The organism is Companilactobacillus formosensis (assembly GCF_005405305.1).
Lineage (GTDB): Bacteria > Bacillota > Bacilli > Lactobacillales > Lactobacillaceae > Companilactobacillus > Companilactobacillus formosensis.
In genome coordinates, this window is the sequence record NZ_BJDU01000002.1 from 24,679 (window position 1) to 39,787 (window position 15,109).

Consider the following 15,109-nt stretch of genomic DNA (forward strand, 5'->3'; position numbering starts at 1 on the left):
GTCTGGATAATTTTATTCAGGCACTTTTTTATCAAAGGAGAATAGTATGGTTAAATTTGAACAAATTAAAGGTTTTATTTTCGATTTAGATGGTGTGATTGCTAATACTTCACTTTATCATGGTCAAGCTTGGCATCAATTGGCTGATGAATTAGGTGTTACTTGGACGGATGATTTAGCCAATCAGCTAAAAGGCGTGGCTAGAATGGATTCTTTGAATTTAATTCTTAAAGCTGGTGGCAAGGAAGATGATTATACAGAAGCTGAAAAAGAAAAACTAGCTGCCAAAAAGAATGAGAATTATTTAAGTTTACTAGATTCTCTGAGCCAAGATGATATTTTGCCAGGAATGAAAGAGTTTATTGAAGAACTATCAGCTCATCATTATTTGATTTCTTTGGCTTCTTCATCTAAAAATTCACCAATTGTTTTAAAAAAATTAGATTTAGCTAAGTATTTTGATGGAAAAGTTGATCCAGCTACTTTGACGCATGGAAAACCTGATCCAGAAATTTATGTTCGCGGAGCAGAAGTTTTGAATCTAAAGCCTGAAGAATGTATCGGTCTGGAAGATGCGATTGCTGGAATTAAGTCAATCAACGGTGCGCATGAAACTTCTCTTGGTATCGGTGATCCAAAGATTCTTGACGAAGCAGATATTAACTTCAACGATACTTCTGAAGTAACGCTTGAAAATATTAAAAAGGCTATGGATTAATTATCTAATCGCAGTATCAGATATTGATTGCACAGAATGGGTAGAAATATGACAGTAACGAAGACAATTTTTGGGGAAATTGGAACTGATCCCGTTTATTCATACAAAATAACTAATAAAAATCAAACTAGTATCAATGTTTTAACTTACGCTGCTACTTGGCAAAATTTCGAGGTAGTTGAAAATGGCGTGAAGCATTCCTTGATCGAACATTTTAATGATTTGGATGATTACATTAAAACTCCTTATATGGTCGGTAAAACAATTGGTCGGGTCGCTGGACGAATTAAAGATGCTAAGTTTTCTATTGATGGTGTTAGCTATCAAATGACACCTAATAATGGTAAAAATGTTATGCATAGTGGCGATCATGGCTTACAAAGTCAAAACTTCGACAGTACGATTGATTCGGATAATTCAGTTTTGTTCACACATACAGTCAAAGGTGAAGACGAGTTTCCAGGGACGCTGCAGGTGCAAATTAGATACAGTTTAAATGATGATGATGAAATCCAAATAACATACAGTGCAAAAACTGATCACGATACGTTATTTAATCCAACTTGTCACGTTTATTTTGATATTGATGATGAAAATATTCGCCAGCAACAATTGAAGATCAATTCAAAACGTTTTGTTGACGTCGATAATGAGAAGATTCCGACTGGAAAATTGTTAGCTACGACCAATGCCTATGATTTTAAGAATTTCAAAAAAATTGGTCAGGGACTGAAACAGCTCAAGCCTTTAGACAAAGTTGAATTTGATGATGCATTTGTCGTTGGTAAGAAGGCTGCCACGTTGAAGTCAGAGCATCGAGCAATTGATTTGTACACTGATAGAGGTGGCTTAGTTATTTTCACTGCAAATCCAATCGATCCAGTAAAAGCTCAAAATCATGAATTTAGTTCACTAGCGATGGAACTGCAGACATTGCCTGATGCTATTCATCATCCCGATTTTGGAAACACAATTCTACCCGCCAATCAAGAAGTAAGCTACACTAATAAGTATAAATACAGAAAATTAGATTAGAGGGGTTTTATGAGGATAGAACATGTTGGTCTTTTTGTTCGTGATTTAGATAGAACCGTTGAATTTTATGAAACTTATTTTGAGGCAAAAGCTTCAGATAAATATCATAATCCAGTAACAACTTTCTCTTCCCGTTTTTTGACTTTTCCAGATGGAGCGAGATTAGAAGTTGGTACTAGAGATGACTTAAATCGTCACCACGAAAAGGGTTATCCACTGGGGTACATGCACATTGCAATTGCCTTAGGCTCAAAAGAAAAAGTTGATCAGTTAACTGAAACAATAAAAAAAGCAGGTTACAAGCATCTTAGTGGTCCAAGAGTGACCGGAGATGGTTATTACGAGAGTGTTGTTTGTGATCCAGAGGGAAACCAAATTGAATTGACAGTTTAAAAATCAGACATCCAAAGGGATGTCTTTTTTTATGTCTTGGAATCGTTTTCTTTGAATGGTATAGTTTTAATTGTCATTGTTATTGCACAGATTCACTTTAAAAAAGCAAGAAAGGTATATACAGATGACTGATAACTTTATAAAGAAGAATAAACTCAAGACAGAATTGATCAATCTTTCAGCAATTTTAGGTCTACCCAAGGGAACAGAGGTTTTTGTCAGTGATATTCATGGTGAATATGATGAGTTTGCACATATTATGCGCAATGGGTCGGGGAATACTAAGCAAAAGATTGCGGAGTTGTTTACTGGCCGGCTATCTAGTGTTTCTCAGAAGAAATTAGCTTTTTTAATTTATTATCCATCAGAAATTTTAAAACGTACGAAGACGCAAATAAGAGACAAAGATGATTTGACGCAATGGTATATGGATACTTTTAATAATTTAATTGAAATGCTAAGATATACAGCCAATAAGTACACTCGTTCTAAAGTCAGAAAGACGCTTGATCCTGAGTTTGCCTACGTAACAGAAGAATTACTTTATGCCGATAATAATGAGGAAACGAAACAACTATCTTATCAAAATATTTTAGATGGCATTATTGATTTAGAGATGGCAGATGATTTTATTATTGCTACTTGTCATTCTATTCAACGACTAGTGGTGGATCATGTGCATGTCATTGGAGATATTTACGATCGTGGACCACATCCAGATTTTGTAATAGAACATCTAGTTAAACATTGGCAGAATTTTGATTTTCAGTGGGGAAATCACGATATTTTGTGGATGGGTAGTTTAGCAGGTTCAAAATTATGTATGCTGAATCTTCTAAGAATTTGTGCACGATATGATAATTTAACGATTCTACAAGATGCTTACGGAATTGATTTGCAAAAAATGATTGATTTTTCTTTAAAAAATTATCATATGCAAGCTGCTTTTTTACCTAGGTCAGATATCGGTGAAAAAATTCCCACTGTACGAGAAGAAATCGACAGTTGCGTTCAACAAGCGGTAGCCATTATGCAGTTTAAATTGGAAGGTCAGACAATAAAACGTCATCCAGAGTTTCGGATGAATGATCGACTTTTATTGGAAAAAATAGACTTTGATCTTCAGACCATCACATTGTCCGGCAAAACTTATCCTATTCAAGGTGACTGTTTTCAATTAGTTGATCGAGAAAATCCGTATCAATTGACTGAAACTGAGGATAGGATGATCGACTATTTGATGAAACAATTTGCTGAGTCGAAGAAATTGCATCGGCATATCAATTATTTAGTCGATAATGGTTCAATGTATTTAAAATACAATGGTAATCTCTTATTGCATGGCTGTGTTCCCGTAGATACTGAGGGAAATTTGTTGAGTCTAGAAATTCAGGGGCATAAATATTTTGGACATGCGTTATTTGATTATTTTGACAAAATTATTCGCCAATCATTAAAGACTCAACAATCTAGTCAAGATATCGATATGATCTGGTATTTGTGGACAGGAAAATTATCACCCTTGTTTGGGAAAGATCAAATGACGACCTTTGAACGCTATTTTATTGCCGATAAAAGAACGCACATAGAAGTTTTAAATCCTTACTATTCTTTGCGACAGGAAGAGTGGTTTGCGGATAAATTATTACAAGACTTTGGATTGAAAAATGGTCATATTATTAATGGTCATACACCAGTCAAAGCAGGTGAGTCGCCAATTATGGCTAATGGAAAGATTTTTGTGATTGATGGTGGAATGTCAAAGCCTTATCACAAAACAACTGGTATCGGTGGCTACACATTGTTGTCGAATTCTTACGGATTGCAATTGGTAACGCACGAACCCTTTACCACTAGGGATAAAGCAATTAAGGAAATGACTGACGTTGTTTCGACTAAACGAGTGATTGAACAAGCTGTTAGTCGAAAAAGAGTTGCTCAAACAGACACTGGAGAAAAATTAAAGCAACAAAGAAAAGAATTACTTGAACAATTGGCACGAATAAAGTAACCGATTACAAAAATTTTGCTACAATAGATTATGAAATTAATTAAAAATCGAGGGAAAATTCATGCCAAAATATTTAGTATTTATGGATCTTGATGGAACACTTTTAGCGAGTGATCATAAACATATTTCTCCACGAACTAAACAAACAATTGAGGATTTACAACAAAAAGGGGTAATTTTTTATATCGCAACGGGGCGCATGTATGAACTGGCCAAAATTACGCAAAGATTATTAAATCCTGAAGTAAAGATGATAACGTCTAATGGAGCTGTCTTTGACGGTGCTAAAGGGCGGGAGGTCACTAAATTAGGTTCCAAAGCAGTTGATTTGGCCTATAAAGAGACGGCAAAATTTCAGTTGCCAATGATGCTTTTTACACCAGAGAAAGCTTATTTCACACGAAAAATTTCTGACTTTATTGCCCAGAATGCTGGTAATTTTGATGAAGATTTTGGCTATGAGGAAGTCGAAAGCTTTTCAGAATTAAAGTCTGTTACTGACGATATTACCAATGGAGTAGTTTTGAGTCGTGGCGATATGTCAGAGCTTAACATTGTTCGAGATGAGTTGATCAACAGTCATCTAATGGAAATGTCCTCTTCTAGTCCAGATAACTTGGAAATGATTCCATTACAAACAGATAAGGGAACTGCGGTTAAGAAAATCCAACAAGAATGGGGAATTGATTACGACCATACTTTTGCTTTTGGCGATGGAATGAATGATGTCGGGATGATGAAAGAGGCTAAGTACTCAGTCGCAATGGGTAATGGCTTGCCTGAAGTTAAAAAAATTGCTAATTTTGTAACGGAAACTAATGCTAAGGATGGTTTAGCCAAATTTTTAGAAGATTATTTTACCAAATAAAAAACAGGTTTGATTTCGAATCGAAAAATCAAACCTGTTTTTTGATACCTAATTAATTTAATTGTTGACGGATCCGCTTTTCTTCACCAACAGCAATTATAGCCAAAATAATGATACTCAATACTACCGCTAAGTAGAAGACGATAAAAGTATCATTCCAACCGTGAAGGTTCATGCCGAGAATTGAGAGCCCATTTTGCTTAGGATCAGCAATAGCAGCAAAACCTACTTGTGCCATCAAATCACCGAAGATATAAGCAAAAGTACCGGTCAATCCATCAGATACGTTCAAAGCGTTCTTGGGAACAAAGCTGATGACGGAGACACCTATCAATAGTTGTGGACCATAAATCAACATACCCAAGAAGAACAAAGAAGTATTAATCATCATAGGTGTTGTTCCGTAACGATAACCCAAAACAACGAAGGCTGTTAGAGCTAAACAAATAATTGAAACAACTGCTCGACGACCTTTCAAGAGATCTGAGAACCAGCCCCAAACAACACTACCGATAATTCCACCTAATTGGAAAAGTAATAAAGTATTGGCACCCTGCGCTACTGTAAAGTGAAGTTGTTGAACAGTGTACAAAGGAGCCCAGTTGACGATACCGATTCTAACGACATAAACGAAGACGTTAGCGACACACAATAGCCAGACCCAAGGACTCTTCATAACGAAAGTCTTGAAAATAGTCCATTTGCTCATCTTAGAAGCAGTTTGGTCAGCTTTAGAAATATTTTCACCAAAGATGACTTCACTAGGGTCCCAACCTAGTTCTTGTGGATCGTCAGCTCCGAAGAACAAACCCCAGAAACCAACGATTAAACCAATAATGGCAGGAAAAATAAACATACCACCGACGTTGCCGCCAAAGAGATGATTAGCACCCCAAAGAGCAATAACACCAGCAACAGCTCCACCGAATTCGTGAGAAATATTCCAAATTCCGATGTAGCGTCCACGAGTAGTAGTGGTTGTCCAACGTGAAATCGTTGATAAAGAAGCTGAACCACCAGGTGATTGGAAAATACCATTCAATGACCAGAGGACTAAGATCAATCCGACGGGAGCTTGGTCCATCAGTAAGGTAACCCCAATGATTAACGTCATAATGGCAGCGAGGATCAAAAGAAACGACATGAATTTCTTAGTGTTCTTGCCATCAACAACGTAGCCTAGAACTGTTTTACCAATTCCGTAGGCTAATGAAAATCCATAGCCGATCCAACCTAATGCAGTTGTAGAAATTCCATCTTTAACTAACAAAGGTTGTGCTGCAGAAAGGTTATTCCGAATCAAATACATGCAGAAGTAAACGAAAAAAACGACCAAAAATGACTTTAAAAATTCACGAAACCAGCGACTCTTCTGTTCGTCAATCGATAAGCCTAATTTTTGAGAACGTTTCAGGTCAAAATAATGTAACACAAAAATCCCTCCCCAATAAATTTATTTATGACCAAATCGATTATAACGCAATGAAAATGGATAAACGCTGTAATCAAGGTTATTCTAGTCTATCGAACCGGTTCGATAACAATAAATTTTCAGAAAAAAAGGAAGAATGTTCAAGTTTATTTAATGGTTGTATCGATATCTGCCAATTTGGTTACTTCATAAGTGGGCTTAAAATCAGTCGTGTTAGCAACTTGATTCTTGTTATACCAAAGACTATCGATATTACTATAGTTAGCACCGGCAATGTCTGAGGAAAGTGAGTCACCGATCATTAAAAAATCCTCTGGTTTTGCTTGCAGTTCATTCTCGATGGATTCAAAGAATTTTTTGTCAGGTTTATCGAAACCAATATTTTCTGATAAGAATATTTTTTCAAAATATTGGTCAATTTTTGCGCCTGCTGTTTGAGAATACTGTTTATCGCTAGTTCCATTTGAAGCTGCAAATAAACGATATGTTTTATTTAATTCTTGTAGGGCAGTTTTAGCACCAGGCATCAATTCGTGCTGTTGATTTAATACATCAAAGTACCGTTGGTTTATGTTGGTAGTATCGATTTTTTTATGATAATGACTGAATAAATTTGGAAATCGGCTGTCTATCAATTCTTGTCGACTGATTTTCTTCTCCTCTAATTGCTTCCATAAATGGTCATTCATTTGATACCAATATTGAATTTGTTCATCGTTAAATGGAAAATCTACATAATTTGCCATTTCTTTTAGGGCGTTACGTGTATTGGCCTTTGTGTCTAGGATAGTATCATCAAGGTCAATCAAAATATATTTATAGTTCATAGAAATCCTCCGTAAATAAGTAATAATTGCTGTTAAAAATAAAAATCAAAAAATACAATAAATCAAGTTAATTTTTGATTAAAAAATAATTACTATGTTAATTTATTAGTACAATCATGTAATTTTTGGTTCATTTTTTATACCAGTTTTATAATTCTTTTGTTGTGATAACAACAAGAGGGAGATTTGATAATGGTTTTAAAAAGAAAAACGACAATTCTTTTGGCGACAATATTTTCGTTCTTGATAGTACTTTTGGGAGCTACTAATGTAAGTGCTGCAAGAACAGATATGGTCGATGTGTCCAATAATAATGGAGCCATGACTGTTGCCAATTTCCAAGATATGTACAACAACTATGGTGTTAAAGCAATTGTAACTAAAATTAGTGAAGGTACTTCTTTTAAGGATAGTACAGCTGCAAACAATATTGCAAATGCTCAAAAGGCTGGCATGTATATTAGTGGGTACCATTTTGCACACTACAATAGTGTTGCTAGTGCGATTGCTGAAGCGGATTATGCTGGGAAATTGGCTCAAGCCGATGGCTTACCAGAAGGGGCTGTATTAGCTACTGATGTTGAAAGCTCCGAGCAAAGTTCGGTATCTGAAGCACAAAATGATGCCGATAATCAAGCTTTTATGACAGAAGTTGCTAAATATGGTTATCGTTCAACAATTTATACCATGGGTTCTTGGGTCGGCAGTGTAATGAGTGTCGATTCGGGTTGGATTGCATCATATCCATATAATCCATCGGGACAAGAATGGTATACCTCTAACCATGGTTGGCAATGGTCAAGTTCTTATACTTTTAGTGGAAGTAGTGGTTACTTCGATGTATCTGAGTTATATGATGATTTCTTTACAACATATCAATCACCTAATGCTTCATCAAGTACAACAACTACAACTTCAACCGATAGCGATTCAGCTGTAACTGATAGTGGTTCTACTAGTTCTAATGTGATTGAAGTAGATAATTCTTCTAGTAGTTATGTACCGTTGATGGCTCTACAAGATGATGGAAGTATGACAACGATAACTAATCGAGCTTTAGCAAATAATACATCATGGCAAACTGATCAAACTAAAGTTGTCGATGGAACAACGTATTATCGAGTAGCTACGAATGAATGGGTAGCGGCACAATATTTAGCTGGGAATTCTTCAACTACTGATTCAGCTAGTTCGGCTAACGTTATCAAAGTAAATGATTCAAGTTCTAGTTACGTTCAACTAGTAGCGTTACAAGATGATGGAAGCATGACGACGATAACTAATCGGGCCTTAGCAAATAACACATCATGGCAAACTGACCAAACTAAAGTTGTCGATGGAACAACGTATTACCGGGTGGCAACCAATGAATGGGTCAATGCTAAATATATAATTTAATTTATTGCATCTTTTCTTTGATTTAAATATAGATTTTCGATATACTGACCTTAAACAAGGGAGTAACTTGCAGAAGTTGCCTGCGACAAAATCGTCAGCAAGACGTAAGTCTGGTTTTGTCTTAATTAGTGAGACTTGTACGCTATTTGGCGTGCAAGTCTCTTTTTTTAAATCAAAGGAGGGGTTGAGTTTGAAAGATACTCGATATTATGCACTGGATAAAACTTCACTGTTGGACAAGTTCCAAACTAGTGAAGCTGGATTAAGTACCGACCAAGCTAAAAAACGTTTGGAAGAAAATGGACCTAATACTTTAGCACAAGGTAAAAAGAAGAATTTGTTCCAAAGGTTCTTCGATCAATTTAAGGATTTTATGATTATTGTTTTATTAGTGGCCGCATTAATTTCGGGATTTGTCGCTCAAGAGTGGGCTGATGCTGCTTTGATTTTGGCCGTAGTTATTATTAATGCTGTTTTTGGAGTTTTTCAAGAATCAAAAGCCGAAGAAGCTATTGATGCATTGAAAGAAATGTCAACGCCTGAAGCACATATCAAGCGAAATGGTAAACTAGAGACAGTTAGTAGCGAAGCCTTAGTAGTTGGGGATGTTGTTTTACTAGAAGCTGGAGATATTGTACCAGCAGATATTCGTTTAATTGATTCAGCTTCGATGAAGATTGAAGAAGCTGCTTTGACTGGTGAATCAGTTCCGGTTGAAAAAGAAGCAGAAACTTTACCTGATGAGGATATCCCATTAGGTGATCGTAAAAATATGGCTTATATGAATAGTAATGTTACTTACGGTCGTGGAGTCGGTATCGTAGTAGGTGTCGGTATGGATACGCAAGTTGGTCAAATTGCTGGGATGATCAACAAAGCTGAAGAAACAAGTACACCTCTGCAAGATAATTTGAACTCTCTTGGTAAAACTTTGACTTGGTTGATTCTAGGAATCGCTGCAGTGATTTTTGCAGTCGGTATTTTCAATAATCATTCTGGATTGCCAATGAATGAATTAGTTATCAATATGATGTTGGTTGCAATTTCCCTAGCCGTTGCTGCAATTCCGGAAGGTTTGCCAGCTATCGTAACGATTATTTTGGCATTAGGTACAACAAGAATGGCCAAGCGTAAAGCTTTAGTTAGAAAGCTTCCAGCTGTTGAAACTTTGGGTAGTACCGATATTGTTGCTTCTGATAAGACTGGTACTTTAACTCAAAATAAAATGACAGTTGAAAAATTCTATCAATATGGCAAATTAAATGATGCTTCATCAAAAATTACTGGAGCTGATAAAGTTCTACAAGTTATGACGTTTGCTAATGATACAAAAATTCAAAACGATGGCGTCTTAGTAGGTGATCCAACTGAAACAGCCTTAATTCAATTTGGTTTTGACCATGACTATCAAGTTGAAGATGAGTTGAAAAAGGAACCACGTGTTGCGGAAGTACCATTCGATTCAGAACGTAAATTGATGTCAACGATTCACAAGTTGTCTGATGGCAAGTTCTTAGTGGCAGTCAAAGGTGCTCCTGACATGTTATTGCAACGAGTTACTAAACTGCAAAAAAGTTCTGATGAAGTAGTTGATTTTACTGATACTGATAAAACAGAAATTTTAAAGCAAAATAAATCAATGGCAACCCAAGCTTTGAGAGTTTTGGCTATGGGTTACAAAATTATTGATGCTATTCCACAAACTGTTGATTCAAAAACTGTTGAAAATGATTTAGTTTTTGCTGGTTTGATTGGAATGATTGATCCAGAACGTCCAGAAGCTGCTAAGGCGGTTGCTGATGCCAAAAAAGCGGGTATTCGACCAATGATGATTACCGGTGACCATCAAGATACTGCTGAAGCGATTGCGGTTCGTTTAGGAATCATTGAGGCTGGCGATGACGATGCAGTTATTACTGGGGCTCAGTTGGACCAAATGAGTGACGATGAATTTGAAAAGAATGTTCAACGTTATTCAGTCTATGCTCGTGTATCTCCAGAACATAAAGTAAGAATCGTTAAGGCTTGGCAAGATAAAGGTAAAGTCGTTGCGATGACTGGTGACGGTGTTAATGATGCGCCAGCTTTGAAATCAGCTGATATTGGTATCGGTATGGGTATTACTGGTACAGAAGTTTCCAAGGGAGCTTCTGATATGGTTTTGGCTGACGACAATTTTGCCACAATTATTGTTGCCGTTGAAGAAGGTCGTAAAGTCTTCTCTAATATTCAAAAATCGATTCAATATTTACTTTCAGCTAACTTAGGTGAAGTTTTGACATTGTTCATGATGACTTTGTTAGGCTGGGATATTTTACTACCAGTTCAATTGCTTTGGATCAATTTGGCAACTGATACTTTCCCAGCAATTGCTTTGGGTGTTGAACCAACTGAGCCAGGCATTATGGACAAAAAACCTCGTGGACGTCGCTCAAGTTTCTTGGGTGGGGGAATTGGTTCTTCAATCGTTTATCAAGGTATTCTTGAAGGATTGATCACTTTGGGAGTTTATGGTTTGGCAATCATGTTCCCAGTCCATACAGCTAATGATGCAATGCATGCTGATGCTTTAACAATGGCTTATGCAACTTTAGCCTTGATTCAATTGTTCCATGCATTTAATGTTAAATCGACTTATCAATCTATTTTTAAAGTTCATATGTTCAAGAACAAGATGTTCAATATTGGTGTATTAACATCGTTTATCATGGTAGCAGCGACAATCGTTGTTCCTGGATTTAACAGTTTGTTCCACGTTACTGAATTGAATTTAGAACAATGGTTGATTGTCTTAGGTGCTGGAGTCTTAATGATTTTAATCGTTGAAATCGTTAAATTCTTCCAACGTCGTGCTGGCAAAAAGTAATGTGTGAAAACAAATAAGACCTCGATATCAAATTAGATGTCGAGGCCTTTTTGCGTATTTTTGAATTTTTTAGTAAATGATTAGCAGATTTGGTCGCCGAGTTTTTCCATCTTTTGACGACGTTCTTCAGCAGTTTCAGGTTTAACGTTTCTCCAATCAACAACTGAAAGGGCACCGTCTAAAATACCTGAGTTGTCTTTAAGGGCTAAAGCATTGTGCCATAGAGAAATGTTTAGACCGGCAGTAAAGAAGTCTGTATATTGAGGTTCAGTTGCTAGTTTGTAGCCAGCATTGTTTTCGATCGGAACAGTATATTTAGGATCATTTTCATTAAGAATAACTAGTTGAAATTTATCACCAATGGCACAGCTGCCACCAAGACTTGAGTACTTGTTTGAACCATCGTCGGTAGTCAAGATCATTGTGCTTCCTGCTGGAATTTTATCAGCTAAGTATTTTTGTGCATCGTCTTTAATATTAATTTTCATAAGTTAAGATCCTTTCCGTTACAATAATTTGAATTGTGTAACACTGATTCGCTCACAATTATTCTCATTACGTTCTTTAAGTTACAGCATATTGTGAATACTTGCAAATCATCAGCTCAATAAAGCAAAATATATTTTTTGATAATTAGATAAATTAATCACAAACTGATTAACAAATTTGGTCACCAAGTTTAATCATTTTGTCGCGGCGTTCTTGGTCAGTTTCAGGTTTAACATTTCTCCAGTCGACAACGGCTAGGGAACCATCTAAGATACCTGAATTATCTTTAAGAGCCAAAGCATTGTGCCATACAGAAATGTTTAGGCCATTACCTAATAAATCAGCATCAGATGGGGATGTCTTAAGATCAAGACCAGCATCATTTTCTAAATCGATTGTGTAGTTAGGATCTTCATCTTTTAAAATAACAATTTGGAATTTGTCACCGATAGCACAGCTACCACCAAGACTTGAGTATTTATTTGAACCATCATCGGTTGTAAGAATCATTTTAGCGTCTGTAGGAACAGCTTTATTTTTTAAATATGTTTGAGTTTCTTCTTTAATATTGATTTTCATTTTATATAAGGTCCTTTCGGGAACTGAATTTTTATTGATTGCCAAACATTAAGTTGTGTACAATCTTTATTACAGTTAATACTATATCACGTAAATCGATTGTGCACAACTTAAATGATTGAAAAAATTATTATATTGTTCTTAAATTTTGTAAGAAACCCGGTATATCAATGATAAAGACGGTATACTTTGGATAAATAATTTTTTGTTATAGGGGGAGAATCATGTTTAAAAAGAAAATTTCTGTAATTATTGCAGCGATTGCTTCACTAGTAACAGTATTTTTCTGCGTTACTACGGTTGATGCCGCCCGGATGGATATGGTCGATGTGTCAAATCATAATGGTGCTATGACAGTCGCTAACTTTCAAGATATGCATGATAATTATGGTGTAAAAGCGGCTGTTACTAAAATCAGTGAAGGAACTACTTATAAGGATGCTTATGCAGCTAATAATATTAAGACAGCTCAAGCTGCTGGACTATACATCCATGGTTATCATTATGCTCACTATAGTAATGTAAATGAAGCTATTGCTGAAGCTAATTTTGCTGCCCAAACTGCCAAGGCCGATGGATTGCCAGCGGGAGCCGTTTTAGTAACTGACGTCGAAAGTACTGAACAACAACACAACGATCCAAATTTAAACACTCAAAGTAATATTGCTTTCATTAATCAGGTAGCAAAATATGGCTATCGTTCCGATATTTATACGATGGGATCTTGGGCTAATTTGGTCATGCAAGTTAAAAAAGGTTGGATAGCTGCTTATCCTTTGGATGCTACTGATCAATATTGGTATTCCAATGCTCATGGATGGCAATGGACGAGTCACTATCAATTCGATGGCAGCTACGGCAATTTTGATGTTTCACAGCTTTATGATAATTATTTTACGAGTTATCAAACACCACAAATTGTTAGTGTAGATAATAGTAGTAATCAAACTAATAATAATTCGACAAATAATGCAATTTCTTCAAAAGGGGTAATTAATGTAAATAATACTAATGGTAGTTATGTACCTTTAGTGGCCATTCAAAATAACACTACTAAGACGATAACTAACCGTGCCTTAGCTAACAATACTCCTTGGGTAACTGATCAAACGAAGACTATCGATGGTGTTACTTATCATCGTGTTGCTACAAACGAGTGGGTCGATGCTAAATATATTATTGGATAAAAATAAACCAATTGGGAATTTCCCAGTTGGCTTTTTAATTTACAAAACATTTTTATATAATAGGAAACAAGTTAATGGTATTGGATCATTTTGATCTAAAGTGACATTAGTTTGGTCAAAGATTTTAAATCCTTTTTTTAAATAAAACTGATAATCACAATTTGAATCAGTGAAGACATAGATTAGTTGATTGTGAAGTTTATTTTCTAACGCTTTGAGTAATTGTGTACCAATACCTTGATGTTTGATATTAGAATCAACAGCAAAGAAAGTAATTTCACCATCAGGCTTGTTTTTCATAAATTGTTTGAGCATTCTTTGATTGGCTTGGTCGTAAGTTTTTGCCATATCGTCATTGTCAAAAAGATTAATTAACTTATTACCTAAATTGACGGTTAAATTTCTCTTTAGACTGGAATATTTTAATTTTTGAAAATTAACTCTTGCAAAAATAAATCCGACTAATTTATTTTCTAAGTAAGCTCCTAAAGCGATAGTGGAGTTCTTTAATTCCATTTCCGCTACGATTTTACTGTAAAAATACAGAGCAAATTTGTTCTCGACGTACTTGTCGAATTGCATGCCTGTAGTCGCAAATTGACGGACTTTTTCAAGGTCTGTGGGGTTAAATTCTTTAATTTGGATTTTAGTCATTTAAAACTCCTTTATTTGAATATGGGCTGAGTGCCATTGGAATATAAATAATTTGATGGAAATTTTGAATAAAGCAAGTAAGCAATTATCAAGTTCTAATGATTATCATCAAGTTTCAGCAACTCTCAACAAATCATTGCAATTTTGGGGTTTGGGTCACATGCATGGTCCAGAAGCTTTGAATACATTATATCAAGCTACGATTGAAGGTACACGTGGTCGAGCACATCAAAAATTGCCAACCGGTTTAGATTAAAAAAGTCAGAATCCAATTAGGGTTCTGACTTTTATTTTGTGAGATTGCGCCAATCAATAACAGGAACAGCTGAATCCATCACGCCACCATTGTCACCAAGGACCAAAGCACCATGAGAAAAATCGAGATTGAGACCATTACCGAATAAGTATTCCTCGGAAGGGTTCATCCAAATTTGATAGTCAGCATTGTTGTCAACTGAAATTGAAAACTTTGTGTCTAGTTTGTTAATGATAATTAGTTGAAAACTATAAACTAAAGCACAAGTAGCATTATTATTTGCATAACTGCTTGCTCCATCGGTTGTTGTTAAAAGCAAGTTACTTTTAGTTGGGATTTTATTGGCTAAGTATTTTTTAGCTTGTGGCTTGATATTTAATTTCATTGCGATGACCT

The 15,109-nt window shown here is 35.7% G+C and carries 15 protein-coding genes; 9 read left to right on the top strand and 6 right to left on the bottom strand.

Features of this window, described 5'->3' with window-relative positions; all coding sequences use genetic code 11:
- Positions 1-46: 46 nt before the first annotated feature.
- From pgmB to FFM65_RS02515, 5 genes are all read left to right on the top strand, one after another.
- Positions 47-718 (top strand): beta-phosphoglucomutase, encoded by a 672-nt coding sequence (gene pgmB, locus FFM65_RS02495; protein WP_119317743.1) that lies wholly within the window; start codon positions 47-49, stop codon positions 716-718.
- Between the two features lie 48 nt (positions 719-766).
- On the top strand, positions 767-1,753 hold the full coding sequence (locus FFM65_RS02500; RefSeq protein WP_119317742.1) for an aldose epimerase family protein: 987 nt from the start codon (positions 767-769) through the stop codon (positions 1,751-1,753).
- A gap of 9 nt (positions 1,754-1,762) precedes the next feature.
- Positions 1,763-2,146, top strand: a complete 384-nt coding sequence (locus tag FFM65_RS02505) for a VOC family protein (protein WP_119317741.1) — start codon at positions 1,763-1,765, stop codon at positions 2,144-2,146.
- 124 nt (positions 2,147-2,270) lie between these two features.
- Positions 2,271-4,157: a fructose-1,6-bisphosphatase gene (locus FFM65_RS02510; RefSeq protein WP_119317740.1), complete on the top strand. Its 1,887-nt coding sequence runs from the start codon at positions 2,271-2,273 to the stop codon at positions 4,155-4,157.
- Between the two features lie 61 nt (positions 4,158-4,218).
- Positions 4,219-5,025 (top strand): HAD family hydrolase, encoded by an 807-nt coding sequence (locus FFM65_RS02515; RefSeq protein WP_119317739.1) that lies wholly within the window; start codon positions 4,219-4,221, stop codon positions 5,023-5,025.
- A gap of 52 nt (positions 5,026-5,077) precedes the next feature.
- On the opposite strand, the gene uhpT is transcribed toward FFM65_RS02515, so the two are convergent.
- Entirely contained in the window at positions 5,078-6,457 is a 1,380-nt protein-coding gene (gene uhpT, locus FFM65_RS02520; protein ID WP_119317738.1) for a hexose-6-phosphate:phosphate antiporter UhpT, read from the bottom strand.
- A gap of 146 nt (positions 6,458-6,603) precedes the next feature.
- Positions 6,604-7,284, bottom strand: a complete 681-nt coding sequence (locus tag FFM65_RS02525) for a YjjG family noncanonical pyrimidine nucleotidase (protein WP_119317737.1) — start codon at positions 7,282-7,284, stop codon at positions 6,604-6,606.
- Between the two features lie 192 nt (positions 7,285-7,476).
- Here FFM65_RS02525 and FFM65_RS02530 point away from each other — a divergent pair, with 192 nt between their 5' ends.
- Both FFM65_RS02530 and FFM65_RS02535 read left to right on the top strand, forming a co-directional pair.
- Positions 7,477-8,682, top strand: a complete 1,206-nt coding sequence (locus FFM65_RS02530) for a GH25 family lysozyme (RefSeq protein ID WP_119317736.1) — start codon at positions 7,477-7,479, stop codon at positions 8,680-8,682.
- A 184-nt stretch (positions 8,683-8,866) separates the two neighbouring features.
- The gene (locus FFM65_RS02535; protein ID WP_371851269.1) at positions 8,867-11,548 is read left to right on the top strand and encodes a cation-translocating P-type ATPase; all 2,682 of its coding nucleotides are present in this window, start codon (positions 8,867-8,869) and stop codon (positions 11,546-11,548) included.
- A gap of 80 nt (positions 11,549-11,628) precedes the next feature.
- On the opposite strand, the gene FFM65_RS02540 is transcribed toward FFM65_RS02535, so the two are convergent.
- Both FFM65_RS02540 and FFM65_RS02545 read right to left on the bottom strand, forming a co-directional pair.
- Positions 11,629-12,036, bottom strand: a complete 408-nt coding sequence (locus FFM65_RS02540; RefSeq protein ID WP_059073927.1) for an iron-sulfur cluster biosynthesis family protein — start codon at positions 12,034-12,036, stop codon at positions 11,629-11,631.
- 169 nt (positions 12,037-12,205) lie between these two features.
- Complete coding sequence (locus FFM65_RS02545; RefSeq protein ID WP_119317734.1) at positions 12,206-12,616, bottom strand: iron-sulfur cluster biosynthesis family protein; 411 nt, start codon at positions 12,614-12,616, stop codon at positions 12,206-12,208.
- Positions 12,617-12,840: 224 nt separating this feature from the next.
- On the opposite strand from FFM65_RS02545, the gene FFM65_RS02550 reads away from it, so the two are divergent.
- The gene (locus FFM65_RS02550; protein WP_119317733.1) at positions 12,841-13,803 is read left to right on the top strand and encodes a GH25 family lysozyme; all 963 of its coding nucleotides are present in this window, start codon (positions 12,841-12,843) and stop codon (positions 13,801-13,803) included.
- A 39-nt stretch (positions 13,804-13,842) separates the two neighbouring features.
- On the opposite strand, the gene FFM65_RS02555 is transcribed toward FFM65_RS02550, so the two are convergent.
- Complete coding sequence (locus FFM65_RS02555; protein WP_119317732.1) at positions 13,843-14,457, bottom strand: GNAT family N-acetyltransferase; 615 nt, start codon at positions 14,455-14,457, stop codon at positions 13,843-13,845.
- Between the two features lie 64 nt (positions 14,458-14,521).
- On the opposite strand from FFM65_RS02555, the gene FFM65_RS02560 reads away from it, so the two are divergent.
- Positions 14,522-14,713, top strand: a complete 192-nt coding sequence (locus tag FFM65_RS02560; RefSeq protein WP_162897905.1) for a hypothetical protein — start codon at positions 14,522-14,524, stop codon at positions 14,711-14,713.
- A 31-nt stretch (positions 14,714-14,744) separates the two neighbouring features.
- On the opposite strand, the gene FFM65_RS02565 is transcribed toward FFM65_RS02560, so the two are convergent.
- A complete protein-coding gene (locus FFM65_RS02565) occupies positions 14,745-15,098 on the bottom strand; it encodes an iron-sulfur cluster biosynthesis family protein (RefSeq protein ID WP_119317730.1) in 354 nt (117 codons plus the stop codon).
- Between the last annotated feature and the right edge of the window lie 11 nt (positions 15,099-15,109).